This window comes from Marinomonas sp. ABL3_031, assembly GCF_056161265.1.
The window spans coordinates 1-25,167 of record NZ_JBSWYU010000016.1; the positions used below are offsets into that span (position 1 = coordinate 1).

Consider the following 25,167-nt stretch of genomic DNA (forward strand, 5'->3'; position numbering starts at 1 on the left):
TGAAAAGCGCCATCGCCGATGGTAGTGTGGGAGATCCCATGTGAGAGTAGGTCGTCGTCAAGCTTTAAACATAAGAAGCCCTGATAGGACATCCTGTCAGGGCTTTTTTACGTCTGTAGGAAAGTCAAACTACACACCGTCCCTAGAGGTCGTGCCTCCCTTATCAAACCTACGATTTTGAAAAGTGAACCATACCGTCCCCAAAAGTGTATCTCGGCGCTTTAATAAGCGTCTCTCTTTCGTTAAATTTATTTTGTTCCGATCAAAAAACAAACTAAATAACAAAAGAGAGACTATGAATACTTTAAAGCTAAACGCTAAGCAAATTCAAGTAGCGATAGACCAACTTACCACTCAACCAGAAGGTGTAAACAAGCTTATGGAGATGGCTCTTAACAGTCTAATGAAGGCTGAGCGAGCAACTTATCTTGAAGCTGCTTAATCCCTACGGTCTCATAATGGAATTTAAAGTACTTCTAGCTTCTATTTAGAGACAAAAAAGCCCGCTGATCAACATCAAAATCGAGTATTGGTCAGTGGGCTTAATTTTTATTCCGAATCTAGTTTCGGCTTTCTAGCAATGTCTTATAGGCATGCCCACTTCGCTTAATGGTTCGCTTTTGCGTTTTATAATCGACGTAACACAAACCAAAGCGTTTACTATAACCTTCTGCCCATTCGAAGTTATCCATTAGACTCCAAGCAAAGTAGCCTCGAATGTCTACTCCAGCTTCGATAGCATCGTTAACGGCATTAATGTGGCTGTTAAGATAGCGTACACGTTGATCGTCATCTACTTCGCCATTGATTATCTCATCTGCACAAGCAGCACCATTTTCGGTAATAAACATAGGTGGTAAATTATATTGTTTGTTTAGGTTGATCAGTAACTCACTGAAAGCATGAGGAGCAATCTCCCAACCGATGTCTGTGTATTCTACTTCCTGCTGATTTTTAACGTCTTTGAATAAGGACTTTTCGTCGTATTCATTGTGGTTGCAGGTGTAAAAGTTCATGCCCAAAAAGTCGATAGGACGTGAAATAATCTCCATGTCGCCAGGCAGTACGGTAGGTAGATATTCTGGCAAGAGTTTTTCTAAAAGCTTGGGATATTGTCCATTGAGTAAGGGTTCAATGAAGAATTGATTATCTAAGGTTTCTCGTACTAGTGCCGCAAACTGATCTTCACTTTTCGCGGATGCCGCGTAGGTACGATTCATATTCAATACGATACCGACCTGACTTTGAGGGCTGTTTTGTTGGATGATAGGCAGAGCTAAACCATGTGCTAATAATATGTGATGAGCTGCTTGTCGCCCAAATTTTGGAGAAGCCAAGCCAGGGGCGTGAATGCCATATTCGTAACCAAGAATGGCAGAACAAAATGGTTCATTGAAGGTAGTCCAAGCATCCACCCATTTGCCAAGTTCCAGTGTGGCAAGATTTACATAATCGACAAAGCGGTAAGCTGTGTCACGATTCACCCAGCCACCATTGTCTTCAAGGTGTTGAGGTAAATCCCAGTGGTAAAGTGTGACAAAGGTTTTGATGCCTTTAATTTTCAGCGATCTGAGCAGTTCACGATAAAAATGAATGCCTTTCTCGTTAGGCCGGCCTTGTTTGTCCATTATTCTTGGCCAAGCAATGGATAAACGATAAGCATCAACGCCAAGGTTGCTGATGAGTTCGATGTCCTCTTCCCATAAATAGTAGTGGTCGCAAGCTAATGAACCGTCATCACCATTAACCACTTTACCTGGTGTGGCGCAAAAAGTATCCCAGATGGAGGGTAGGCGACCATCAGTGGTATTTGCCCCTTCAATTTGAAAAGCAGCAGTAGCAACACCAAAGGTAAAATCTTTAGTCAGCATTTTAGATTGTTTCGGTAAGCTAATGGTCATGTATACCTCAAATTCATATCTTGTGATTGAGTCGTTTTAGTGTGCGACAAAGGTAATAGAGGGTATGGAAAAAGGTCAATATTAGTTAATAGTATTTAGTGATTTAAGATTATTTAAGCATAATTTAAGGGGCAATATAATGCATAGATGTGATTTTTCGCCCTTGTGATTGATAGCTTCTAAATCGTTTTTCTAATTCGTTAGGAAGTTGCTCTGGTGGGATTGGCTGAAAGTAGTTTGATATATAAAAATCAGTTAAATGATTAAGGGCGAAGCAGTAACAGGCTTTTTGGTTTAAGATAGCTTGTAGATTTTTAAGAAGGTGATGTCCAAGGCCTTGGTTGCGATGATCCGGATGAGTCACCATCGCGGTTAAAAGCTGACAATCATCAAATTGCTTTAGTCGTACGGCAGTGAGGATTATGCCTTTTTGCTTAATAGCCCAAATCGGATCGGCTTTATTGGGGGTTCCACTTGGATAATAGGCTCGGTAAAACTTTTTTACCAATGGGAACCAGAGTGCTGGGACTAATTCGGCGTTGGGAAAAGGGCAAGTCATATTGAATGTTGTATGGCTTTGGATGATATGAAGACAGCATTATAACATACTGTATTCTAGTTTAATGAAGGTAACATTGAGGGATAGGACATGTGGCGTAAATTGTTTGTATTTGGATTGCTTGCTTGGTTTTGGCCAATCTCGGTAAGTGCCGCAAATTCACTGTTAGAGTATGGCCAAGGAGAATCATTTGATGATTTTATGGCTCGTAGTGAAGCGTATTTAAAACAAAATAAGGTATGGGTTGACGAGCAGCAGCAAGCACGAGAATTATCGGCTGTGATGCCGTTTGAGTTGAAACCAGATCCAAGGCAATGTGCAGGACAGCCAAGCATTGGCTTGTTGTTATCGCATGGATTATCCGATTCGCCATTTTCAATGCGAGATCCAGCGCTGGCGATGCAACAAGCTTGTTATCAAGTGCGCGTCATTTTGCTGCCGGGTCACGGTACGCAATCTGCCGATTTATTAGAAACACCTAGACAGGCTTGGCGTGACAGCTTTCGTCATGCCGCGGAGGTTTTTGAACAAGAGGTGGATGTAATGTACGTTGGTGGTTTTTCCACTGGTGGTGCGTTGGCAATAGAGTACGCTTGGATACATCCAGATAAGGTTTCTGGTGTCGTTTTATTTTCGCCGTTATTAAAAGTAAATAGCGCCATCGATTGGCTGTTACCTTTATTAGCCACTGTTAAAGATTGGCTCGATAATTATCCTAGTGATGACTTTGCTAAGTACGCTTCGATTCCAATTCCTGCGATGGCTGAAGCATATAAGTTAGCAAAGGAAGTGCGTAACAAGGTGATGAAGAAGCCACGGGACATTCCCGTCTTTATTGCCATGTCTGAACAAGATCAAACGGTAGATTCTAAAGTGACGCTGGAAGTCTTTAATAAAGCCATTATTAGCTCTAAAAGTCAGATGGTGATGTACAGTCTGGATAAATTGAGTGGCGTTTCGGATCGTCTAAAGATTTACAATAGCCGTTGGCCTGAGCAGCGTATTATAGGTATGTCACATATGGCGGTTCATGGTAATCCACAAAACCCTTATTATGGTTCGGAAGGTGAATATCGAGTGTGTGGTTGGTATTTTGATGACCCAGAGGCATACGAGCAATGCCGCTCTGATAAGGCAAACTGGTTTGGTGAAAAGTCGGATGAATTGAGTGCCAAAAGTGCTCATGCAGCTCGATTATCTTGGAATCCAGATTTTACCTCTCTTATGAAGGAAGTGTCGTTTTTTATGCAAGCGAATGCGAATTAGTTCTACTGTGTCTGTTGTTTGCTCGTTGTAGAGGTGGAAACTATGTTAATTAAATTGCCTTCGGTTGTATTAACGGAGAAACAAGTTGCGCAGTATCATAATGATGGGTATTTAGTAATAGAGTCATTGGTTCCTGAGCCAGTATGTGATGCCCTCAAAGAAAGAATGGCGACCTTAATTTCAGGGTTTGATGCGAGTGCATATCGTTCTATTTTCACCACCAATGAGCAATCACGCCATACGGATCAATATTTTATCGATTCAGCGAATAAGATCTCATTTTTTTTTGAGGAAGAGGCGTTCGATGAGCAGGGTGAGTTAAAGCAAGCTCTTGAACACTCTATTAATAAAGTAGGTCATGGTTTACATACTCAAGACGCCCTATTCCGTGATTTTTCTTTATCTAGTGTTTGGGGCAGTATGTTGAAACAATTGGGTATGCAAGAGCCAAGAGCTGCACAATCCATGTATATTTTTAAACAGCCAGGCATTGGTGGCGAAGTGAATTGTCATCAAGACAGCACTTTTTTATACACAGATCCTATGAGCGTGATTGGTTTGTGGTTTGCGATTGAGGATGCGACGTTGGATAACGGTTGTCTTTGGGGAGTGCCAAAAGGTCATAATGTGGGCTTGCTTAAACGCTTTGAACGTTTGGCACCACGAGCCATTGAAACCAAAATGGTGGCCATCAAAGAGCATCAATGGCAAGACAGCGAATTGGTGGCTTTGCCTGTGCCTAAAGGTTCGCTGGTCTTGTTAAATGGTGAGTTTCCGCATTTAAGTTATGCGAATCGTTCTAAGCAATCTCGCCATGCTTATGCGGTGCACGCTGTTGATCAAAAATGTGATTATCCAGAAGTTAACTGGTTGCAACCAAATGCTGGAAATGTCTTTCCAGCATTTAGGTAAATACCTAAAAACAATAATGATGGTAGAGGCATGATAAATGCGAGCAGTTCTGGCTTTACTGAGTGACAATCAGTTTCATTCAGGAGAGGAGTTGGGAGAAGCGCTAGGCGTTACTCGCGCTGCGGTGTGGAAAAAATTAAAGAAGCTTGAAGCGATTGGTGTTCGAGTGCATTCGGTGAAGGGGCGTGGCTATCGTTTGCCGATGCCGTTGGAGTTGTTGTCAGAATCTTCTCTTAGAGAGTTTGGCGTGCCTGATGAGATGGTTGTTAAGTTGGATTTTGAAACTGAATCCACTAATGGTGATGCCAAGCACTATATTGCGCAGGGTGGTCAATTGCCTGCGCTGTTTTCTGTTGAGAGACAAACCAATGGTCGTGGTCGACGTGGTCGTCAATGGGAGTCCGGGGTAGCAAAGAATTTAACTTTTTCTTTCGTATGGCGTTTTGAAAATGGCCCAAGTGTCGTGGAAGGATTGAGTTTGGCTGCGGGCGTTGCGGTTGCTCGTGTGCTAAAAAAGGTAGGCATTCCTAACCCGGGGTTAAAGTGGCCAAATGATGCGCAAATTGACGGTCAAAAGATTTGTGGAATATTGCTCGAAATGGTGGCGGATCAGGACGTGTGTGACGTCATTATCGGTATTGGTCTAAATGTGGAAATGGAAGAAGGTGTGATGGCGAATGTGGATCAGCCTTGGACGGATTTGGTATCACGTTTGTCGTCGCGTCCAAGTCGTAACTTTCTTCTAGCTGAATTGACGAAAGAGCTGATTGAGGTGTGTGGGTGGTTTGAAGATGGTAATGGTATGAAGCATTTTCAATCCCATTGGCAAGCTTATGACGTATTGTTCAATCAGCCTATTCGGGTGATGTCAGTTTCTCAGCAGCGTCAAGGGATAGCCAAGGGAATCGACGAGAAAGGTGCTTTATTGCTGGAAGAGAATGGTGAGCTGGTGACTTTGCACGGAGGGGAAGTGAGTGTCCGACGCGTCTGAGGTATTGGTTGTTGATGCTGGCAATACCAGTATCAAATATACGGCTTTTCGTGGCGAGCAAGTGTTGTGGGTGGAGCGAGGAGAAGAACCGCCTAGCAAAGTGGGTTTTATGCCGGAGCGTATTTATTTTGCCAGTGTGCGTTCTCAGGAGCAAAGTGCTTTGCTTCATGTGGATATACAAGCGGTTTTTCCAAATGCTGATTGGTCTCACTTGAGCAGTACAGCTCAAGCCTGCGGTGTCACCAATGCCTACTTTGAGCCGGAACGGTTGGGTGTAGATCGTTGGTTGGGTGTTGTTGCTGCCTATCACTTAGGTGGCGATAAGATTGTGTTAGATGCTGGCACTGCGATAAAGCTGGATTTTGTTAATCAGCGGGGTTTGCATTTGGGTGGTTATATTACGCCTGGTTTAAAAATGATGGAGTCTTCATTATTAGCGAATACGGCACGTATTCGTTATTTGCCGGATGAAGTTAAATTGGCTGACACTTTGCCAAATTCTACGGCCAGAGCGGTGGTTGAGGGTGTGCATGAAATGGCATTGGCTTTTATTGAGCGAGTTAAGGCACAGCATCCTACGTTTCAATGGGTGGCAACAGGTGGGGACGCCAAAGCCTTGCTTGAATCATTAAACATAACAATGGATTATCAACCGCATTTGGTCGCCATGGGGGCTAAGCGAGTTGGTGATGAGTTATTAAAGAGGCAGTAAATGAAGTGGCTTTTTCTTCTTGTGGTGTTATTAAACGCTGCTTTTTTGAGTTGGCATAACCTAGCAAAGGACTCTGCTATTCAAAATAAAGAAAATATTTATGGTCCGCCTGTTAGTGAGAAAATTCATTTGCTCTCTGAAGATGCTGCGGTGAGTGAGGAGGATTATAACGCGGGCGTGATGTCGAACGATGATTTGGTTAATGCTTTAAATAAGGTGGTGGAGAGACAATCTGCGCCATCACCCGAGAACCTGTTATGTCCTCGTATTGTGGCAGATAATCAATCTTCCCGCGCTGCGGTTAAGGCGGAGTTGCAGAAGGTTGGCTGGCCTTTTGATGAGCAAGAAGTAACGGGAAAGCGACCTAAATTCTGGTTATACATTCCTGCGCCTGAAACTCCACAAAAAGCGACCGTTATAGTAAAAGACTTGGCCAGTAAGAAAATCGACAGTTTTGTGATCAATCGAGCGGAGATGAAAAACCGTATTTCGTTGGGTTTGTATTCATCTCAAGATAGAGCAGAGCAAGCAAAACAGCGCATTGAAAAGGTGTCAGGTTATCCTGTTGATATCTATGAGCATATGCGAAATGTGCCGCTATTTGAGGTGGATATAAAAGATCCCGTTACGGTGGCAGACTGGGAAGCTTTTGTATCAGGCTTTGATCTTAGCAAGATGATGATAAAAATAGAAAAAAATCCTTGTTAGTGCTTGCAATTAGTAAAGTGATTCATATAATGGCTCCCACCTTTTGGGGTGTTGCATTGCAACATTTGAGTTAGTGGAGGGGTTCCCGAGTGGCCAAAGGGAGCAGATTGTAAATCTGCCACGAAAGTTTCGGTGGTTCGAATCCACCTCCCTCCACCATTTGCGGGTATGGTATAGTGGCTATTACCTCAGCCTTCCAAGCTGAAGAGGCGGGTTCGATTCCCGCTACCCGCTCCAAGCTCATGTAGCTCAGTTGGTAGAGCACACCCTTGGTAAGGGTGAGGTCGGCAGTTCAAGTCTGCTCATGAGCTCCAGTTTGTCTAAGCAAAAGATAGGTGGTTTGGCCGCCTTTTTTATTGTCTGTTTTTTGGGCAGATACCCTTGCTAATCTAGGCATGTTTCGGTATCATCCTCCGCCCATACGAATGTAGGCCAATAGTTCAATTGGTAGAGCACCGGTTTCCAAAACCGGCTGTTGGGGGTTCGAGTCCCTCTTGGCCTGCCATTTATCGTATCCTATTTCTTTGTTAGGGATCACCTAAAGTATGAGTTCGAGTGCTGAAGCTCAAGCGTCTCGTGGGGACGTGTTAAAATGGGCGATTGTTGTTTTATTGGTTGCGGCTGGTGTAGTTGGTAATAATTATTACGCGACCGAATCATTGTTGTATCGCTTAATTGCTATTTTGGTGTTGGCTGTTGTGGCTGGTTTTGTTGCGCTGCAGACTGCGAAAGGTAAGGCTTTTTTTACTTTGGCAAAAGAAGCAAAAACTGAAATACGTAGAGTAGTGTGGCCAACTAGACAAGAAACAGTGCAAACAACTCTTATAGTGTTGGCGGTAGTTGTTTTTATGTCTCTCGTGCTGTGGGGAGTGGACTCACTTCTTAGTTGGATTGTGTCCTCGGTAATTAGTTAGGAGCTACTCGTGACCAAACGATGGTATGTAGTACAAGCGTACTCAGGGTACGAAAAGCACGTAATGCGTTCGCTAATTGAGCGAGTGCAGGTTATGGGGCAAGAAGAGAATTTTGGTGACATCTTGGTGCCAACCGAAGAAGTGGTTGAGATCCGTGATGGTAAAAAACGCAAGAGTGAGCGTAAATTCTATCCAGGCTATGTATTGGTGCAAATGGATATGAATGATGACTCTTGGCATTTGGTGAAAGGTACGTCACGCGTACTTGGTTTTATCGGTGGTACAGCTGATAAGCCATCGCCAATCACTGATCGTGAAGCCGATGCTATTTTGCAGCGCGTTAACGATGGTGTTGATAAGCCTCGTCCGAAAACATTATTTGAAGTGGGTGAAGTGGTTCGTGTTAACGAAGGTCCATTTGCTGACTTTAATGGTGTTGTCGAAGAGGTGGATTACGATAAAAGTCGAATCAAGGTGGCGGTGCTTATTTTTGGGCGCTCTACACCGGTTGATTTGGAATTTAGTCAGGTTGAGAAAGCCTGATTTTTTAAACGGGTAGCCTTCGGGCAGTGACCCATCTGGAGTTATAAAATGGCTAAAAAAGTCGAAGCTTATATCAAGCTACAAGTTAAAGCGGGTCAAGCGAACCCAAGTCCACCAGTTGGTCCAGCTTTGGGTCAGCACGGTGTGAACATCATGGAATTCTGTAAAGCATTTAACGCGAAAACGCAAAATGTTGAGCCAGGTCTTCCAACACCTGTAATCATCACTGTTTACAACGACCGTAGTTTTACTTTCGAAACTAAATCTACTCCTGCTGCAGTGCTTCTTAAGAAAGCAGCTGGTATCAAGAGTGGTTCTCCACGTCCTAACACTCAAAAAGTGGGTACGGTTACTCGTGCACAGCTTGAAGAGATTGTTAATGCTAAGCAGGCTGATTTGACTGCTTCTGATATGGATGCGGCGGTTCGTACTATTGCTGGTAGTGCACGCGCTATGGGTCTAGAAGTTGAGGGTGTGAACTAATGGCTAAGCTAACTAAACGCGCTCGCTTGATCGCAGAAAAAGTAGATGCTACTAAGTTGTACTCTGTAGAAGAGGCGGTTGCTCTTCTTTCTGAGTTGTCTACGGTTAAATTCAAAGAGTCAGTTGATGTCTCTATCAATTTAGGTGTTGATCCGCGTAAATCTGATCAGGTTGTTCGTGGTTCTACTGTATTGCCGCACGGTGCGGGTAAAGACGTACGTGTTGCTGTATTTGCTCAAGGTGCAAACGCTGAAGCTGCAAAAGAAGCGGGTGCTGATGTTGTGGGTTTTGAAGACTTGGCTGAGCAAGTAAAAGGCGGCGCTCTAGATTTTGATGTGGTTATTGCTTCTCCAGACGCAATGCGCATCGTTGGTCAACTAGGTCAGGTGCTTGGTCCACGTGGTCTTATGCCTAACCCGAAAGTTGGCACTGTAACGCCAGACGTTGCTACTGCTGTTAAAAATGCAAAAGCAGGTCAAGCGCGTTACCGTACAGATAAAAATGGTATCGTTCATACTGGTGTTGGCTCTATTGAGTTCACAGCAGAGTCGATCAAAGGCAACCTTGAAGCTCTATTGGCTGACCTGCGTCGTGCTAAGCCAGCTTCTGCGAAAGGTGTCTACATGAAAAAAGTAACCTTGTCTTCTACAATGGGACCAGGTCTACAAATTGATTTAGGTGCGCTAAGCTTCTAAATCATGCGCTTTGGGGTCTGTCTTAGTGGCTTCTTGGCTACCTGGCAGGCCGTCAAAGACCGTAGGAACCTTTAGGTTTAATCAAATGTTGAAAAATATTTGTCCTGCGCAGATGGTGTGGCCCGATTCAGATGTACTGGATCTAACTCACCAGCAAGTACTCCGATTGATCGGGGAGTTGGTAAAAATAGGGGAATACGTTCCCTGCTAATCCAGGAGAAAACCAGTGGCATTAGGTCTAGAAGACAAAAAAGCCATTGTCGCCGAAGTTAGTGAAGTAGCTAAAACTGCGTTGTCTGCAGTCGTTGCTGATTCTCGCGGTGTTACCGTGAGCAGCATGACAGCACTTCGTAAAGAAGCGCGTGAAGCGGGTGTATTCGTACGTGTAGTGCGTAACACTTTGGCTCGCCGTGCAGTTGAAGGTACTGACTTCGAGTGCTTAACTGAGAGCTTTGTTGGTCCAACTTTGATTGCTTTCTCAAACGAACACCCAGGTGCTGCGGCCCGTTTGTTGAAAACATTTGCAAAAGAAAACGACGAGTTTGAAGTGAAAGCGTTGGCGTTCAACGGTGAGTTGATCCCAGCTGGCGACATTGATCGTTTGGCATCTTTGCCAACGTACGACGAAGCAATTGCGAAACTGATGAGTGTTATGCAGGGCGCAACCAGCAAGTTTGTACGTACTCTTGCGGCAGTACGCGATCAAAAAGAGCAAGAAGCGGCTTAAGACGATATTTCGTATCCCTTCTTGATAAATATTTTGTTTTGTCACCCTTGGGTGATGTTAAAGAATGCTAGGAATCTGAGTCATGGCTCTAAGTAAAGAAGATATCATCAATGCAGTAGCAGAAATGTCTGTAATGGACGTTGTTGAACTAATTTCTGCAATGGAAGAAAAATTCGGTGTAACTGCGGCAGCTGCTGTTGCTGCTGGCCCAGCTGCTGAAGCTGGCGGTGCTGCTGAAGCACAAACTGAATTCGACGTTGTTCTTACTGCTGCAGGCGATAAGAAAGTTAACGTAATCAAAGCTGTTCGTGCAGCAACTGGTCTTGGCTTGAAAGAAGCTAAAGCAATGGTTGACGGCGCTCCAGCAACTGTTAAAGAAGGCGCTTCTAAAGAAGACGCTGATGCACTTAAAGCGGCTCTTGAAGAAGCTGGTGCATCTGTCGAAATCAAGTAATGCTACTTGTATTTCCCGATTTCGACCGCTAGTCGAAATGGCTGGTGACATTTATGTCACCGGCCTTTTTGGGTTTCAGAAACTCAAATAAAATCTACAGAATTTTTTTAAATGGGAGAGAAATTCTCCCATCAATGGTAAGGCCTGATTTGGGCCTTTTGCGTCAATGTGCACAAGCTGGGGAATGCTGATGGCTTACTCATACACTGAGAAAAAACGTATCCGTAAGGATTTCGGTAAACTGCCGCCCGTTTTGGATGTGCCATACTTGCTGGCAATTCAGCTTGAATCCTATCGCAATTTTCTGCAAGAAGGTAAAGCGATTGCAGAGCGTGGGGAATTAGGTCTGCATGGGGCCTTTAAATCTGTCTTTCCAATGGTCAGCTTTTCCGGCAATGCGGCGCTAGAATACGTCGATTACCGTTTAGGCAAGCCAGTATTTGATGTTAAAGAGTGTCAGTTGCGTGGTGTCACCTACGCGGCACCTTTACGTGTTCGTGTACGACTCATCATTTATGATAAAGAGTCGTCCAACAAGGCCATCAAAGACATCCGCGAGCAAGAAGTCTACATGGGCGAAATTCCGCTTATGACAGACAATGGTACTTTTGTTATCAACGGAACTGAGCGTGTAATTGTATCTCAATTGCACCGTTCACCTGGTGTGTTCTTCGACCACGATCGTGGTAAGACTCACTCTTCAGGTAAATTGCTACACTCAGCTCGCGTAATTCCTTACCGTGGTTCATGGTTGGATTTCGAGTTTGATCCAAAAGATTGTGTATTTGTTCGTATTGACCGTCGTCGTAAGTTGCCAGCAACTATCTTGCTGCGCGCTTTGGGTTACGGTACTGAGCAAATACTTGAGACTTTCTTTGAAACAACACGCTTCTTCATGAGTCGTGATGGCTTCGAAATGGAGCTAATTGCTAACCGTCTACGTGGTGATACTGCGTTATTTGATATTGCTGATGCAAACGGTGAAGTGATTGTAGAAGAAGGTCGTCGTATCACAGCTAAGCACATTCGTATTATGGAAAAAGCAGGTCTTGAACGTCTTGCTGTGCCACTAGAATACATGCTTGGTAAAGTGACTGCGAAGAACCTAGTTCACCCAACAACCGGTGAGTTGATTGCAGAAGCCAACACTGAATTGTCTGTTGATCTGCTGGAAGCTTTGGTTGCTTCAGGTATCACTGAAGTGGAAACCCTGTATACAAATGACTTGGATAACGGTCCATTCATTTCTGATACATTACGCATTGATCCGACCAGCAATCAGTTAGAGGCGTTGGTTGAGATCTATCGCATGATGCGTCCAGGCGAGCCACCAACCAAAGAGTCTGCTGAAGGTCTATTCCAAGGCTTGTTCTTCTCTGAAGATCGTTACGACTTGTCTTCTGTTGGTCGTATGAAGTTCAACCGTCGCCTAGGTCGCGATGAAGACACAGGTTCTGGCGTTCTAGATAACGAAGATATCGTTGCTGTACTAAAAACCTTGCTGGATATCCGTAACGGTAACGGCATGGTTGATGACATCGATCACCTTGGTAACCGTCGCGTTCGTTCGGTTGGTGAAATGGCTGAAAACCAATTCCGTGTTGGTTTGGTACGTGTTGAGCGTGCGGTTAAAGAGCGTCTGTCTATGGCAGAAGCTGACGGCCTAATGCCTCAGGATCTATTGAATGCTAAGCCAGTTGCGGCAGCGATCAAAGAATTCTTCGGTTCTAGCCAACTGTCACAGTTCATGGACCAAAACAACCCGTTGTCAGAAGTAACGCATAAGCGTCGTGTTTCTGCATTGGGGCCTGGTGGTCTGACACGTGAACGTGCTGGCTTTGAGGTACGTGACGTGCACGCTACTCACTATGGTCGTGTTTGTCCTATCGAAACACCGGAAGGTCCAAACATCGGTTTGATTAACTCTTTGTCAACCTATGCTCGCACTAACAGCTATGGTTTCTTGGAGACGCCTTACCGCAAGGTAGTAGATGGCAAGATCACTGATGAAACGGTTTATGTTTCAGCAATTGACGAAGCGAAATACGTCGTTGCCCAAGCATCTGCAAGCGTGGATCAAGAGGGTCGTTTGGTTGATGACTTGGTGCAAGTTCGTCACATGCACGAAACCACTTTGATACCAAAAGAAAAAGTAAACTTGATGGACGTATCGCCACGTCAGGTTGTATCTGTTGCGGCATCTTTGATTCCGTTCCTTGAGCACGATGACGCAAACCGTGCCTTGATGGGATCGAACATGCAACGTCAAGCCGTACCGACACTGAAGGCCGATAAGCCTGTGGTTGGTACTGGTATGGAGAAAAACGTCGCGAAAGACTCTGGCGTTTGTATCGTTGCTCGTCGTGGTGGTGAAATTGAATCCGTTGATGCTAGCCGTATCGTTGTTCGTGTGAACTCTGAAGAAACGGTTGCAGGTGAGGCGGGTGTAGATATCTATAACCTAACCAAATACGTTCGTTCTAACCAAAATACCTGCATTAACCAGCGTACATTGGTAATGAAAGGTGAGAAGGTTGCTGCTGGCGATATCATGGCAGACGGTCCTTCTGTCGATATGGGTGATTTGGCGCTTGGTCAAAACATGCGTATCGCTTTCATGCCTTGGAACGGCTTTAACTTCGAGGATTCCATCCTTGTATCTGAGCGTGTTGTAGAAGAAGATCGTTTCACTTCTATTCACATTCAGGAGCTAACCTGTGTGGCTCGTGATACTAAGCTTGGGCCTGAAGAAATCACAGCGGATATTCCAAACGTTGGTGAAGGTGCACTATCTAAACTGGATTCTTCCGGTATCGTTTATATCGGTGCTGAAGTAGAGCCAGGTGATATTCTTGTTGGTAAGGTAACGCCAAAGGGTGAAACTCAACTAACGCCTGAAGAAAAGCTGTTGCGTGCTATCTTCGGTGAAAAAGCATCTGATGTTAAAGACACGTCTCAGCGTGTTAAAACAGGTACTCGCGGTACAGTAATCGACGTACAAGTCTTCACTCGTGATGGTATCGAGAAAGATGAACGTGCGAAATCGATTGAGAAATCTCAATTGGATCAAGTGCGTAAAGACTTGAACGAAGAGTTCCGTATCGTAGAAAAAGCGACTTTCGAGCGTTTGGCTGAAGCCCTAGTGGGTCAGCAAGCAGAAGGTGGTCCAGGCTTGGCGCGTAATGCGGTCATCACTGAGGATTACCTAGCGAATCTTGATCATTCAGAGTGGTTCAAAATTCGCGTAGCAAACGAAGAAGCAAGCGAGCAGCTTGAAAAAGCGCAAGCGGCTTTGATCGAACGTCGTAAAGAGCTAGATGCGAAATTCGAAGATAAGAAGCGTAAGCTACAAACAGGTGACGATTTGGCGCCTGGCGTTCTTAAGATCGTTAAAGTTTACGTGGCGATAAAGCGTCGCATTCAGCCGGGTGATAAAATGGCCGGCCGTCATGGTAACAAGGGTGTAATCTCTAAAATCATGCCGGTAGAAGACATGCCATACGATGAGAACGGTGATCCGGTGGACATCGTCTTGAACCCACTAGGTGTTCCTTCTCGTATGAACGTGGGTCAGGTATTGGAAACTCACTTGGGTGCTGCGTCTAAAGGCTTAGGTCGTAAGATCAATGAAATGCTTGCAGTAGAGCGTGAAAAAGCAGAAGCCGTGAAAGAACTGCGTGGATTCCTTGGTGAAATCTACAATGGTTACGAAGGCGACTTGCGTTGTGCGCGTACGGAAGATCTAGACAGTTTCACCGACGAAGAGATCCTAACCTTGGCATCTAACCTTACTGGTGGTGTGCCAATGGCGTCGGGTGCTTTTGATGGTGCGAAAGAAGCTGAGATCAAGCGTATGTTGCGTCTTGCTGGTCTAAACGAAAGTGGTCAGGTGACTTTGTACAACGGTCGTACTGGTGATGCTTTTGAGCGTCCGGTAACGGTTGGTTACATGTACATGTTGAAATTGAACCACTTGGTTGATGACAAGATGCACGCGCGTTCTACTGGTTCTTACAGCTTGGTTACTCAGCAGCCGCTGGGTGGTAAAGCGCAATTCGGTGGTCAGCGTTTCGGTGAGATGGAGGTGTGGGCACTTGAAGCATACGGTGCTGCTTATACTCTACAAGAAATGTTGACTGTTAAGTCGGATGATGTGAATGGTCGTACTAAGATGTATAAAAACATCGTTGATGGCGATCATCGTATGGAACCGGGCATGCCTGAGTCTTTCAACGTGTTGGTCAAAGAGATCCGTTCTCTTGGTATCGACATCGAGTTGGAAAACGAATAAGCACGAATCACATTTGACCTGCTGGGGAAGACACTTCCCCAGCCTTATGAGTGGGGCGAATATCCATGAAAGACTTATTAGGTCTTCTAAAATCACAAGGACAATCTGACGAGTTTGATGCGATCCGCATTGGCTTGGCATCACCAGATATGATTCGTTCATGGTCTTACGGTGAAGTTAAAAAGCCTGAGACCATCAACTACCGTACGTTCAAGCCTGAGCGTGACGGTTTGTTCTGTGCCAAAATCTTTGGTCCTATCAAGGACTACGAATGCTTGTGTGGTAAATATAAGCGTTTGAAACACCGTGGTGTTATTTGTGAGAAGTGTGGCGTTGAAGTAGCTCTGTCTAAAGTGCGTCGTGAGCGCATGGGGCATATTGAGCTTGCTTCGCCAGTGGCTCACATCTGGTTCTTGAAATCTTTGCCATCTCGTATCGGTCTTATCATGGATATGACCTTGCGTGATATCGAGCGTGTTCTTTACTTCGAATCTTTCATCGTGATCGATCCAGGTATGACGACGCTTGAAAAAGGCCAATTGCTAAACGACGAACAGTACTTTGAAGCACTGGAAGAGTTTGGTGACGAGTTTGATGCCCGTATGGGTGCGGAAGCGGTTCAAATGCTACTACGCGATTTGGACATGCCAGAAGAAATCAACAGAATGCGTGAAGAGCTAAATAGCACGAATTCTGAAACTCGTATCAAAAAGCTGTCTAAGCGTCTGAAATTGGTTGAAGCTTTCTATCATTCTGGTAACAACCCAGAGTGGATGGTGCTTGATGTATTGCCAGTTCTACCACCAGATCTACGCCCATTGGTGCCGCTAGAGGGTGGTCGTTTCGCGACATCTGACTTGAACGATTTGTACCGTCGAGTCATCAACCGTAACAACCGTTTGAAGCGTCTACTAGAGCTATCGGCTCCAGACATCATCGTACGTAACGAAAAACGTATGTTGCAAGAATCTGTTGATGCTTTGCTTGATAACGGTCGTCGCGGTCGTGCCATCACGGGTTCTAACAAGCGTCCATTGAAATCTTTGGCAGACATGATCAAAGGTAAGCAAGGTCGTTTCCGTCAGAACCTGCTTGGTAAGCGTGTAGACTACTCTGGCCGTTCTGTAATCACAGTGGGTCCATCTTTGCGTCTACACCAGTGTGGTCTTCCTAAGAAGATGGCATTGGAACTGTTCAAACCATTTATCTTCTCTAAGCTTGAGTTGCGCGGTATGGCGACAACCATCAAAGCGGCTAAGAAAATGGTAGAGCGTGAAACACCTGAGGTGTGGGATATTCTTGATGAAGTTATCCGCGAACATCCAGTAATGCTTAACCGTGCACCAACACTTCACCGTTTGGGTATCCAAGCGTTTGAACCTATGTTGATTGAAGGTAAAGCGATCCAATTGCACCCGTTAGTTTGTGCGGCGTACAACGCTGACTTTGACGGTGACCAAATGGCGGTTCACGTTCCTTTGACAATCGAAGCTCAGCTTGAAGCCCGTGCTTTGATGATGTCAACGAACAACATTCTATCACCAGCAAACGGTGAGCCGATTATCGTGCCTTCTCAGGATGTGGTATTGGGCTTGTACTACATGACGCGTGAGAAAATCAATGCCAAAGGTGAAGGCATGGCGTTCTCTGACATCAAAGAAGTACACCGTGCTTATGGTGCGAAACAAGTTGATTTGCATGCCAAAGTAAAAGTGCGTATTAACCAAGTGGATACGACCCTAGAAGGCGAAAAAGTCGCTTCTACTTTCATTGCAGATACCACCGTTGGTCGTGCCTTGTTGTTTGATATCGTGCCAGATGGCCTTCCTTTCTCTGTGGTTAACCAACCAATGAAGAAAAAGGCAATCTCTAACCTGATCAATGAGTGTTACCGTAAAGTGGGCTTGAAAGAGAGCTGTATCTTTGCTGACCAGTTGATGTACACAGGTTTCGCGTACGCAACAGCATCTGGTTCTTCAGTTGGTGTAGATGACTTCGTTATTCCGCCAGAGAAAGCAGAAATCATTGCTAAAGCGGAAGAAGAAGTTAAAGAAATCGAATATCAGTACGCTGATGGTTTGGTAACGCAGGGCGAGAAATACAACAAGGTAATTGACTTGTGGTCTCGTACTAACGAAGCCGTTACTGAAGCCATGATGAACAACTTGGCGAAAGAAACCACAGTAAACAAAGAAGGTGAAGAGGTTGAGCAACAATCCTTCAACTCGGTTTACATGATGGCCGACTCTGGTGCCCGTGGTAGTGTGGCTCAGATGCGTCAGTTGGGTGGTATGCGTGGTTTGATGGCGAAACCAGATGGTTCCATCATCGAAACGCCAATCACTGCGAACTTCCGTGAAGGTCTATCAGTACTTCAGTACTTTACCTCCACTCACGGTGCTCGTAAGGGTCTTGCCGATACCGCATTGAAAACAGCGAACTCCGGTTATTTGACGCGTCGTCTAGTAGACGTTGCGCAAGACTTGGTAATCACAGAAACAGACTGTGGCGCGACCAATGGTATCGTGGTAAATGCCATGATCGAAGGTGGTGACGTAGTAGTTCCACTAGGTCAGCGTGTGTTGGGTCGTGTGGTAGCACAAGACGTAAACGACGCCAAAGGTAACCTAGTGTTGCCAGCGGGCACCTTGATCGATGAGCACGATGTGCGCACGATTGAAGCGGCTGGTGTAGACGAAATGTTAATCCGTTCTGTTATCACTTGTGAAACACGCCACGGTGTGTGTGCTAAGTGTTACGGTCGTGATTTGGCTCGTGGTCATGAAGTGAATATTGGTGAAGCGATTGGTGTTGTTGCGGCACAGTCTATCGGTGAGCCTGGTACTCAGTTGACCATGCGTACTTTCCACATCGGTGGTGCGGCTTCTCGAGCGTCTGCAGTAGACAGTGTTCAAGTGAAGAGTGCCGGTACAGTACGTTTCCACAAAATGAAGAGTATCGAGCGTGATACGGGTCATTTGGTTGTGGCATCTCGTTCTTCTGAGTTGGCAATTGCTGATGAAGCAGGTCGTGAGAAAGAGCGTTACAAACTTCCTTACGGTGCGGTATTGAGCGTGCGTGAAGGGGACACAGTAGAAGCTGGCCAAGTGGTCGCTAACTGGGATCCACACACCCACCCAATCGTATCTGAGATGGAAGGTCGCCTAGAATTCAGCGGTATGGAGGAGAATGTAACCATTCGCCGTCAATCCGATGAAATGACAGGTTTGACTACCATCGAAGTGTTGGAAATGAAAGATCGCCCATCTGCAGGTAAAGACTTGCGTCCAATGATCTCGGTTGTTGATGCGGATGGTAATCCAGTGCATATCCCTGGTACAGACTCTCCAGTACAGTACCTGTTGCCTGAAAAAGCACTTTTGAGCTTGGATCATGGTGCAACTGTTAAGTCTGGTGAAGTACTAGCGCGTATTCCTCAAGAATCGCAAGGTAACAAGGATATCACCGGTGGTCTGCCACGAGTGGCTGACCTATTCGAAGCACGTCGTCCTAAAGATCCTGCTGTTATGGCAGAGGCTTCTGGTGTGGTGAGCTTCGGTAAAGAAACTAAGGGCAAAATCCGTTTGGTTATCACACCACAAGATGGTAGCGATCCAATCGAGACTTTGATTCCGAAATGGCGTCAAATCAACATCTTCGACGGTGAAGAAGTGGCTAAAGGTGAAATCATTGCCGACGGTCCTCTAAGCCCTCACGATATCTTGCGTCTTCAAGGTGTAGAAGCACTGGCTGACTACATTACAAACGAAGTGCAAGAAGTATATCGCTTACAAGGTGTTGTGATTAACGATAAGCACATCGAAGTTATCGTGCGTCAAATGCTACGTAAAGTAGAAGTAGGTGAGTCTGGTGATACAGATCTGATCCAAGGTGACCAAGTTGAGTTGACTCAACTATTGGATGCAAACGAGAAAGCGGAAGCAGAAGGTAAATTCCCTGCTAAGTTTGAGCGTGTGCTTCTAGGTATCACCAAAGCTTCTTTGGCAACTGAGTCCTTCATCTCTGCTGCATCTTTCCAAGAGACTACTCGTGTCTTGACCGAAGGTGCTGTGACAGGTAAGAAAGACCACTTGCGTGGCTTGAAAGAAAACGTTGTAGTAGGTCGTCTGATTCCAGCGGGTACCGGTTTGGCATACCACAATGAGCGTAAGAAGAAGAAAGATTCTGCGCAATTGGCAAATGAAGTTAGTCCTACAGTAAGTGCATCTGATGTTGAAGAAGCATTGAGTGCCGCACTAAAAGACTAATTATTTGCTTTAAATCGAAAGGGAGGTGATTTTTTAGTCGCCTCCCTATTGACTGTTTTATAGGCGCAAATTAAACTTGCGCCTCCTTAATTTTGGCGATTTCCGCCATGAGAATTGGATTTTTGGAGCTTGTCTAATGGCAACCGTTAACCAGTTGGTTCGTAAACCACGTAAACGTAAAGTGGCAAAGAGTGACGTTCCTGCGTTACAAGCTTGTCCGCAACGCCGCGGTGTCTGCACTCGCGTATATACAACTACGCCTAAAAAGCCTAACTCAGCTTTGCGTAAAGTATGTCGTGTTCGCTTGACTAACGGCTTCGAAGTAACTTCCTACATCGGTGGTGAAGGTCACAACCTACAAGAACACAGTGTAGTGCTGATTCGTGGCGGTCGTGTAAAAGACCTTCCAGGTGTTCGTTATCACACAGTTCGTGGTAGCTTGGATACTTCAGGCGTACAAAACCGTAAGCAAGGCCGTTCTAAGTACGGTACTAAACGTCCTAAGTAAGCATTACTTAGTTCATCGTTTAGACACAATTTTTTAATACAGTAAGGCCGAGCAGTATTTTATTGTCTCGGGCTAACCTGAAGAGGATATAGAAATGCCTAGAAGACGCGTCGTCGCTAAGCGTGAAGTACTTCCAGATCCTAAGCATGGAAGTCAATTGCTTGCTAAGTTCATTAACCACGTAATGGTTAGTGGTAAAAAATCTGTAGCTGAGCACATTGTATACAGTGCCCTAGACACTGTTGCAGAGCGCGCTAAAACAGAAGAGCCAATGGCTATCTTCGAAAAAGCGTTAGAAGCTATCCAACCAATGGTTGAGGTTAAGTCTCGCCGTGTTGGTGGTGCTACCTACCAAGTGCCTGTAGAGGTTCGTCCAGCTCGTCGTGCAGCTTTGTCTATGCGTTGGTTGGTAGAGTCTTCTCGTAAGCGTGGTGAAAAATCAATGGCTCTACGTCTTGCTGGCGAGATCCTTGATGCTGCTGAGAACAAAGGTTCTGCAGTTAAGAAACGTGAAGACGTTCACCGTATGGCAGAAGCTAACAAAGCATTCTCTCACTACCGTTTCTAATCGTCCGGAGAAGTATACACAGTGGCACGTAAAACCCCTATCAACCGCTACCGTAATATCGGTATCTGTGCGCACGTTGATGCAGGTAAAACGACGACGACTGAACGTGTTCTTTTCTATACTGGTCTATCTCATAAGATTGGTGAGGTGCACGATGGTGCAGCTACCATGGATTGGATGGAGCAGGAGCAAGAACGCGGTATTACTATCACCTCGGCAGCAACAACTTGCTTCTGGAGTGGGATGAGTCAACAGTTTGATCAGCACCGTATCAATATTATTGATACGCCTGGACACGTAGATTTCACGATTGAAGTGGAACGTTCATTGCGTGTACTGGATGGTGCGGTCGTTGTGCTTTGTGGTTCTTCTGGCGTTCAGCCTCAAACTGAGACTGTTTGGCGTCAAGCGAATAAATATGAAGTACCGCGTATGGTGTTCGTCAATAAGATGGACCGTACCGGTGCTGACTATTTCTCGGTGGTTCAACAGCTTAAAACTCGTTTGGGTGCAAATGCTGTCCCAATTCAAATCAACATTGGCGCTGAAGAAGATTTCAAAGGCGTTGTTGATTTGGTATTGATGAAAGCCATTATGTGGAACGAAGAAGATCAAGGTATGACTTACCGTTTGGAAGATATACCTGCTGATCTAGAAGACGTTGCCGCTGAATGGCGCGAGCAAATGCTCGAGGCAGCAGCAGAAGCAAATGAAGAATTGATGGATAAATACCTTGAAGAAGGCGATTTGTCTATTGAGGATATAAAAGCAGGTCTACGTGCTCGTACTCTAAATAATGAGGTCGTGCTGGTGACTTGTGGTTCTGCTTTTAAAAATAAAGGCGTTCAAGCTGTGCTGGATGCCGTTATTGAATACATGCCTTCACCGCTTGAAGTTAAAGCGATAGAAGGAACGCTAGAAGATGGTGAAACCGTCGTTACTCGTACTGCGGATGACGAAGCGCCATTTTCTGCGTTGGCGTTTAAAATCGCTACTGACCCGTTTGTTGGGACACTGACATTTATTCGTGTGTATTCAGGCACCCTTAAATCGGGTGATGCGGTTTACAACTCTGTTAAGCAGAAACGTGAGCGCATTGGTCGTATGGTGCAGATGCATGCCAATAATCGTGAAGAGATCAAAGAAGTGTTGGCGGGCGACATTGCGGCCGCCGTTGGTATGAAGTACGTCACTACCGGTGACACTCTTTGTGATATGGGCGATGTTGTTGTTCTTGAGCGAATGGAGTTTCCTGAGCCAGTTATTTCTGTTGCAGTTGAGCCTAAGTCTCAAGCAGATCAAGAGAAAATGTCTGTTGCTTTGGGTAAGTTAGCGCAAGAAGACCCATCTTTCCGTGTGGAAACACATGAAGAGACAGGGCAAACCATTATTTCCGGAATGGGCGAGCTTCACTTAGATATTCTTGTGGATCGAATGAAACGCGAGTTTAAAGTGGAAGCTAATATCGGTAAGCCACAAGTGTCTTATCGAGAAAAAATTCGCAAAGAGGTGGAAGTTAACCACAAATTTGTGCGTCAGTCTGGTGGTCGTGGTCAATACGGTCACGTCGTAATGAAGTTGATTCCGTCTGATGAGGATGGACTTGAGTTCGTTAACGAGATTGTTGGTGGTGTTATTCCTAAAGAATACATCCCTGCAGTAGAAAAGGGTGTTTCAGAGCAAATGAAGAACGGTGTAATCGCTGGCTACCCATTATTGGGTTTGAAAGTGGTATTGTTCGATGGATCTTTCCATGATGTTGACTCTAACGAAATGGCCTTTAAAATTGCAGCTTCTCAAGGTTTGAGAAAAGGAGCGGTTGATGCTGATCCTTGTGTTCTTGAGCCTGTGATGAAAGTGGAAGTTGTAACTCCTGAAGAGTACATGGGGGATGTGATGGGAGACCTGAATCGTCGTCGTGGTATTGTTCAGGGGATGGACGATTCCCCGTCAGGGAAGATTATTCGTGCTGAAGTTCCTCTCGGGGAAATGTTCGGATATGCAACTGACGTGCGTAGCTTGTCGCAAGGTCGTGCAAGTTATGCAATGGAGTTTGAGAAATACGCTGAAGCACCAGCTAGTGTGGCAGACGCGATCATCAAAAATGAAGATTAATCATCATACTTACTAATACTTAAGGTGTATGTATCATGGCAAAAGAAAAGTTCGAACGTAGTAAACCACACGTTAACGTTGGTACTATCGGTCACGTTGACCACGGTAAAACTACTCTAACAGCAGCACTAACTCGCGTATGTGCAGAAGTATTCGGCGGTGAAGCCGTTGCTTTCGAGGGTATCGACAACGCTCCAGAAGAGCGTGAGCGTGGTATCACCATCTCAACTTCTCACGTTGAGTATGATTCTCCAACTCGTCACTATGCACACGTAGACTGCCCAGGGCACGCTGACTATGTTAAAAACATGATCACTGGTGCGGCTCAAATGGACGGCGCTATTCTAGTATGTGGTGCGACTGATGGTCCAATGCCTCAGACTCGTGAGCACATCCTTCTTTCTCGTCAGGTGGGTGTACCATACATCGTTGTTTTCCTAAACAAAGCTGACCTTCTTGCTGAAGACTGTGGTGGTGCGGATTCTGAAGAATACGCTGAAATGCTAGAGTTGGTAGAAATGGAATTGCGTGACCTTCTATCTGAGTACGACTTCCCAGGTGATGATACTCCAATCATCCCAGGTTCTGCTTTGATGGCATTGAACGGTGAAGATGACAACGAAATGGGTACAACTGCTGTTAAGACTCTAGTTGAAACTCTAGACTCTTACATCCCAGAGCCAGAGCGTGCAATCGACGGTGCATTCATCATGCCTATCGAGGACGTATTCTCTATCCAAGGTCGTGGTACAGTAGTAACAGGTCGTGTAGAGCGCGGTATTATCAAGGTTCAAGAAGAAGTTGAAATTGTTGGTATCGTTGAGACCACTAAGACGACTTGTACTGGTGTTGAGATGTTCCGTAAACTTCTTGACGAAGGTCGTGCTGGTGAGAACTGTGGTATCCTTCTTCGTGGTACTAAGCGTGAAGATGTTCAGCGTGGTCAAGTTTTGGCTCAACCTGGTTCTATCACTCCTCACACTGAGTTCGAAGCTGAAGTATACGTACTAAGCAAAGATGAAGGTGGTCGTCACACTCCATTCTTCAAAGGTTACCGTCCACAGTTCTACTTCCGTACAACTGATGTAACTGGTGCTTGTTCTCTACCTGAAGGTGTAGAAATGGTTATGCCTGGTGACAACATCCAAATGACTGTTGAGCTAATTCACCCAATCGCGATGGACGAAGGTCTACGTTTCGCGATCCGTGAAGGTGGTCGTACAGTAGGTGCAGGTGTTGTAGCTAAAATCCTAAAGTAATAAATAGTTAATTATTTAACTGTTTAACTTTCTCAAAAAGGCTGTCTGATTGCAGGCAGCCTTTTTATTTTGTGGTTTATTTGCTGACTTTGAAATTGGTTACTTGACAACCAGTTTTTGAGTGGCTAATATTCGCCGTCCTTAAAAAAGGATTGTGGCTTAATAAATGTACAGTTAAGTCATTACAACATTGTATTTGGAGTTGGAAATGCAAAGCCAAAAAATCCGTATTCGTCTGAAAGCTTTCGATCATCGTCTGATTGATGCTTCAACACAAGAAATTGTGGATACAGCGAAACGTACAGGTGCGCAAGTGCGTGGACCGATTCCACTTCCTACTCGTAAAGAGCGTTACACAGTATTGATTTCTCCACACGTAAACAAAGATGCGCGTGATCAATATGAAATCCGTACACACAAACGCGTTCTAGATATCGTTGAGCCAACAGAAAAAACTGTTGACGCTCTAATGAAGCTAGACCTTGCGGCAGGCGTGGAAGTACAAATTTCTTTGGGTTAATAGTCCAAAGTTTGGGGTGCGAGAACCGGCTGGTTATCAGTCGGCTTATGCACATTAGTGGAATGATCTGGAATGGTCAGCCGTAGCGGGTGATAGCCCCATACACAACTGGCAAATGAGGTAAAAAATGGCTATTCAATTAGTCGGACGTAAAGCCGGAATGACACGTGTCTTCAATGAAGATGGTGTATCCGTGCCAGTAACCGTCATCGAGGTTGAACCGAACCGCGTTACACAGGTGAAAACTGCAGAAACGGATGGCTATCAAGCTGTTCAAGTTACTGTGGGTGCTCGCCGTTCTAACCGCGTAAATAAAGCTGCTGCAGGTCATTTTGCAAAAGCGAACGTTGAAGCGGGTCGTGGTTTGTGGGAGTTCCGCCTGTCTGGTGACGAAAAAGAAATCAACGTTGGCGATGAGCTAACGGTTGCTGATTTCGAATCTATCCAATTGGTTGACGTTACTGGTCAATCAAAGGGTAAAGGGTTTCAAGGTGCCGTTAAGCGTCATAACTTCCGTACGCAAGACGCTACTCACGGTAACTCATTGTCTCACCGTGCTCCTGGTTCCATTGGCCAATGTCAAACACCTGGTCGTGTTTGGAAAGGCAAGAAAATGGCTGGCCACATGGGCGCTGCTCAAGTAACAACACAATCTCTAGAAGTGGTTCGTGTTGATGCTGAACGTAATCTAATCCTTGTGAAAGGTGCGGTTCCTGGTGCAGTAAACGGTGATGTTATTCTTCAATCAGCTGTTAAAGCTCGCTAAGAGGGGT

21 protein-coding genes, 4 tRNA genes and 1 pseudogene are annotated in these 25,167 nt (G+C 45.3%); 24 read left to right on the forward strand and 2 right to left on the reverse strand.

Features of this window, described 5'->3' with window-relative positions:
* Positions 1-295: 295 nt before the first annotated feature.
* Positions 296-439: pseudogene (locus ACXAH2_RS15360) on the forward strand (IS256 family transposase); the annotation flags it as partial.
* 121 nt (positions 440-560) lie between these two features.
* Here the strand turns inward: ACXAH2_RS15360 and ACXAH2_RS15365 are convergent.
* Together ACXAH2_RS15365 and ACXAH2_RS15370 are read right to left on the reverse strand one after the other, a co-directional pair.
* Positions 561-1,901, reverse strand: a complete 1,341-nt coding sequence (locus tag ACXAH2_RS15365; RefSeq protein ID WP_475079724.1) for a GH1 family beta-glucosidase — start codon at positions 1,899-1,901, stop codon at positions 561-563.
* Between the two features lie 124 nt (positions 1,902-2,025).
* Entirely contained in the window at positions 2,026-2,460 is a 435-nt protein-coding gene (locus ACXAH2_RS15370; RefSeq protein WP_475079726.1) for a GNAT family N-acetyltransferase, read from the reverse strand.
* Positions 2,461-2,550: 90 nt separating this feature from the next.
* On the opposite strand from ACXAH2_RS15370, the gene ACXAH2_RS15375 reads away from it, so the two are divergent.
* From ACXAH2_RS15375 to rplC, 23 genes are all read left to right on the forward strand, one after another.
* Entirely contained in the window at positions 2,551-3,726 is a 1,176-nt protein-coding gene (locus ACXAH2_RS15375) for an alpha/beta hydrolase (RefSeq protein WP_475079728.1), read from the forward strand.
* 42 nt (positions 3,727-3,768) lie between these two features.
* Positions 3,769-4,638, forward strand: coding sequence for a phytanoyl-CoA dioxygenase family protein (locus ACXAH2_RS15380; RefSeq protein WP_475079730.1), 870 nt, complete (start codon positions 3,769-3,771; stop codon positions 4,636-4,638).
* 37 nt (positions 4,639-4,675) lie between these two features.
* Entirely contained in the window at positions 4,676-5,629 is a 954-nt protein-coding gene (locus tag ACXAH2_RS15385) for a biotin--[acetyl-CoA-carboxylase] ligase (protein WP_475079732.1), read from the forward strand.
* Positions 5,613-6,341 (forward strand): type III pantothenate kinase, encoded by a 729-nt coding sequence (locus ACXAH2_RS15390; RefSeq protein WP_475079734.1) that lies wholly within the window; start codon positions 5,613-5,615, stop codon positions 6,339-6,341. Before ACXAH2_RS15385 ends, ACXAH2_RS15390 begins: the two co-directional genes overlap by 17 nt.
* A complete protein-coding gene (locus tag ACXAH2_RS15395; RefSeq protein WP_475079736.1) occupies positions 6,342-7,049 on the forward strand; it encodes an SPOR domain-containing protein in 708 nt (235 codons plus the stop codon). It abuts the gene before it with no gap.
* 75 nt (positions 7,050-7,124) lie between these two features.
* Positions 7,125-7,208: transfer RNA gene (locus ACXAH2_RS15400), tRNA-Tyr, on the forward strand.
* A gap of 3 nt (positions 7,209-7,211) precedes the next feature.
* Positions 7,212-7,286, forward strand: a tRNA-Gly gene (locus ACXAH2_RS15405).
* Position 7,287: 1 nt separating this feature from the next.
* Positions 7,288-7,363, forward strand: a tRNA-Thr gene (locus ACXAH2_RS15410).
* 115 nt (positions 7,364-7,478) lie between these two features.
* A tRNA-Trp gene (locus tag ACXAH2_RS15415) sits at positions 7,479-7,554 on the forward strand.
* Positions 7,555-7,594: 40 nt separating this feature from the next.
* The gene (secE, locus tag ACXAH2_RS15420) at positions 7,595-7,963 is read left to right on the forward strand and encodes a preprotein translocase subunit SecE (RefSeq protein WP_475079737.1); all 369 of its coding nucleotides are present in this window, start codon (positions 7,595-7,597) and stop codon (positions 7,961-7,963) included.
* A 9-nt stretch (positions 7,964-7,972) separates the two neighbouring features.
* Positions 7,973-8,506: a transcription termination/antitermination protein NusG gene (nusG, locus tag ACXAH2_RS15425; RefSeq protein ID WP_475079739.1), complete on the forward strand. Its 534-nt coding sequence runs from the start codon at positions 7,973-7,975 to the stop codon at positions 8,504-8,506.
* 48 nt (positions 8,507-8,554) lie between these two features.
* A complete protein-coding gene (gene rplK / locus ACXAH2_RS15430) occupies positions 8,555-8,989 on the forward strand; it encodes a 50S ribosomal protein L11 (RefSeq protein ID WP_353666870.1) in 435 nt (144 codons plus the stop codon).
* Complete coding sequence (rplA, locus tag ACXAH2_RS15435) at positions 8,989-9,684, forward strand: 50S ribosomal protein L1 (protein ID WP_475079741.1); 696 nt, start codon at positions 8,989-8,991, stop codon at positions 9,682-9,684. Before rplK ends, rplA begins: the two co-directional genes overlap by 1 nt.
* A 226-nt stretch (positions 9,685-9,910) precedes the next feature.
* Positions 9,911-10,411, forward strand: coding sequence for a 50S ribosomal protein L10 (gene rplJ, locus ACXAH2_RS15440; protein WP_475079743.1), 501 nt, complete (start codon positions 9,911-9,913; stop codon positions 10,409-10,411).
* An 82-nt stretch (positions 10,412-10,493) separates the two neighbouring features.
* Positions 10,494-10,865 carry a 50S ribosomal protein L7/L12 gene (gene rplL, locus ACXAH2_RS15445; RefSeq protein ID WP_353666873.1) on the forward strand — a complete coding sequence of 124 codons (372 nt, stop codon included), beginning with the start codon at positions 10,494-10,496 and terminating at the stop codon, positions 10,863-10,865.
* A gap of 190 nt (positions 10,866-11,055) precedes the next feature.
* Positions 11,056-15,156, forward strand: a complete 4,101-nt coding sequence (rpoB, locus tag ACXAH2_RS15450) for a DNA-directed RNA polymerase subunit beta (RefSeq protein ID WP_475079745.1) — start codon at positions 11,056-11,058, stop codon at positions 15,154-15,156.
* A 65-nt stretch (positions 15,157-15,221) separates the two neighbouring features.
* Complete coding sequence (gene rpoC / locus ACXAH2_RS15455) at positions 15,222-19,424, forward strand: DNA-directed RNA polymerase subunit beta' (protein WP_475079747.1); 4,203 nt, start codon at positions 15,222-15,224, stop codon at positions 19,422-19,424.
* A gap of 136 nt (positions 19,425-19,560) precedes the next feature.
* A complete protein-coding gene (gene rpsL / locus ACXAH2_RS15460; RefSeq protein ID WP_013659444.1) occupies positions 19,561-19,932 on the forward strand; it encodes a 30S ribosomal protein S12 in 372 nt (123 codons plus the stop codon).
* A gap of 94 nt (positions 19,933-20,026) precedes the next feature.
* A complete protein-coding gene (gene rpsG, locus ACXAH2_RS15465; RefSeq protein WP_353666876.1) occupies positions 20,027-20,500 on the forward strand; it encodes a 30S ribosomal protein S7 in 474 nt (157 codons plus the stop codon).
* Positions 20,501-20,521: 21 nt separating this feature from the next.
* The gene (gene fusA / locus ACXAH2_RS15470; RefSeq protein ID WP_475079749.1) at positions 20,522-22,615 is read left to right on the forward strand and encodes an elongation factor G; all 2,094 of its coding nucleotides are present in this window, start codon (positions 20,522-20,524) and stop codon (positions 22,613-22,615) included.
* A 35-nt stretch (positions 22,616-22,650) separates the two neighbouring features.
* Complete coding sequence (gene tuf / locus ACXAH2_RS15475) at positions 22,651-23,874, forward strand: elongation factor Tu (RefSeq protein WP_475079751.1); 1,224 nt, start codon at positions 22,651-22,653, stop codon at positions 23,872-23,874.
* Positions 23,875-24,082: 208 nt separating this feature from the next.
* Positions 24,083-24,394: a 30S ribosomal protein S10 gene (gene rpsJ / locus ACXAH2_RS15480; RefSeq protein ID WP_012071937.1), complete on the forward strand. Its 312-nt coding sequence runs from the start codon at positions 24,083-24,085 to the stop codon at positions 24,392-24,394.
* Positions 24,395-24,521: 127 nt separating this feature from the next.
* Positions 24,522-25,160 carry a 50S ribosomal protein L3 gene (rplC, locus tag ACXAH2_RS15485; protein ID WP_353666879.1) on the forward strand — a complete coding sequence of 213 codons (639 nt, stop codon included), beginning with the start codon at positions 24,522-24,524 and terminating at the stop codon, positions 25,158-25,160.
* The last annotated feature ends 7 nt before the right edge of the window (positions 25,161-25,167 follow it).

Coding starts and splice junctions, on each gene's coding strand:
- rplL (WP_353666873.1), top strand. CDS start 10,494: ATGGCTCTAAGTAAAGAAGATATCATCAATGCAGTAGCAGAAATGTCT.
- rplA (WP_475079741.1), top strand. CDS start 8,989: ATGGCTAAGCTAACTAAACGCGCTCGCTTGATCGCAGAAAAAGTAGAT.
- rplK (WP_353666870.1), top strand. CDS start 8,555: ATGGCTAAAAAAGTCGAAGCTTATATCAAGCTACAAGTTAAAGCGGGT.
- rpsG (WP_353666876.1), top strand. CDS start 20,027: ATGCCTAGAAGACGCGTCGTCGCTAAGCGTGAAGTACTTCCAGATCCT.
- ACXAH2_RS15385 (WP_475079732.1), top strand. CDS start 4,676: ATGCGAGCAGTTCTGGCTTTACTGAGTGACAATCAGTTTCATTCAGGA.
- ACXAH2_RS15380 (WP_475079730.1), top strand. CDS start 3,769: ATGTTAATTAAATTGCCTTCGGTTGTATTAACGGAGAAACAAGTTGCG.
- ACXAH2_RS15365 (WP_475079724.1), bottom strand. CDS start 1,901: ATGACCATTAGCTTACCGAAACAATCTAAAATGCTGACTAAAGATTTT.
- rpoC (WP_475079747.1), top strand. CDS start 15,222: ATGAAAGACTTATTAGGTCTTCTAAAATCACAAGGACAATCTGACGAG.
- rpsJ (WP_012071937.1), top strand. CDS start 24,083: ATGCAAAGCCAAAAAATCCGTATTCGTCTGAAAGCTTTCGATCATCGT.
- rpoB (WP_475079745.1), top strand. CDS start 11,056: ATGGCTTACTCATACACTGAGAAAAAACGTATCCGTAAGGATTTCGGT.
- rplC (WP_353666879.1), top strand. CDS start 24,522: ATGGCTATTCAATTAGTCGGACGTAAAGCCGGAATGACACGTGTCTTC.
- ACXAH2_RS15375 (WP_475079728.1), top strand. CDS start 2,551: ATGTGGCGTAAATTGTTTGTATTTGGATTGCTTGCTTGGTTTTGGCCA.
- ACXAH2_RS15370 (WP_475079726.1), bottom strand. CDS start 2,460: ATGACTTGCCCTTTTCCCAACGCCGAATTAGTCCCAGCACTCTGGTTC.
- tuf (WP_475079751.1), top strand. CDS start 22,651: ATGGCAAAAGAAAAGTTCGAACGTAGTAAACCACACGTTAACGTTGGT.
- rpsL (WP_013659444.1), top strand. CDS start 19,561: ATGGCAACCGTTAACCAGTTGGTTCGTAAACCACGTAAACGTAAAGTG.
- secE (WP_475079737.1), top strand. CDS start 7,595: ATGAGTTCGAGTGCTGAAGCTCAAGCGTCTCGTGGGGACGTGTTAAAA.
- ACXAH2_RS15395 (WP_475079736.1), top strand. CDS start 6,342: ATGAAGTGGCTTTTTCTTCTTGTGGTGTTATTAAACGCTGCTTTTTTG.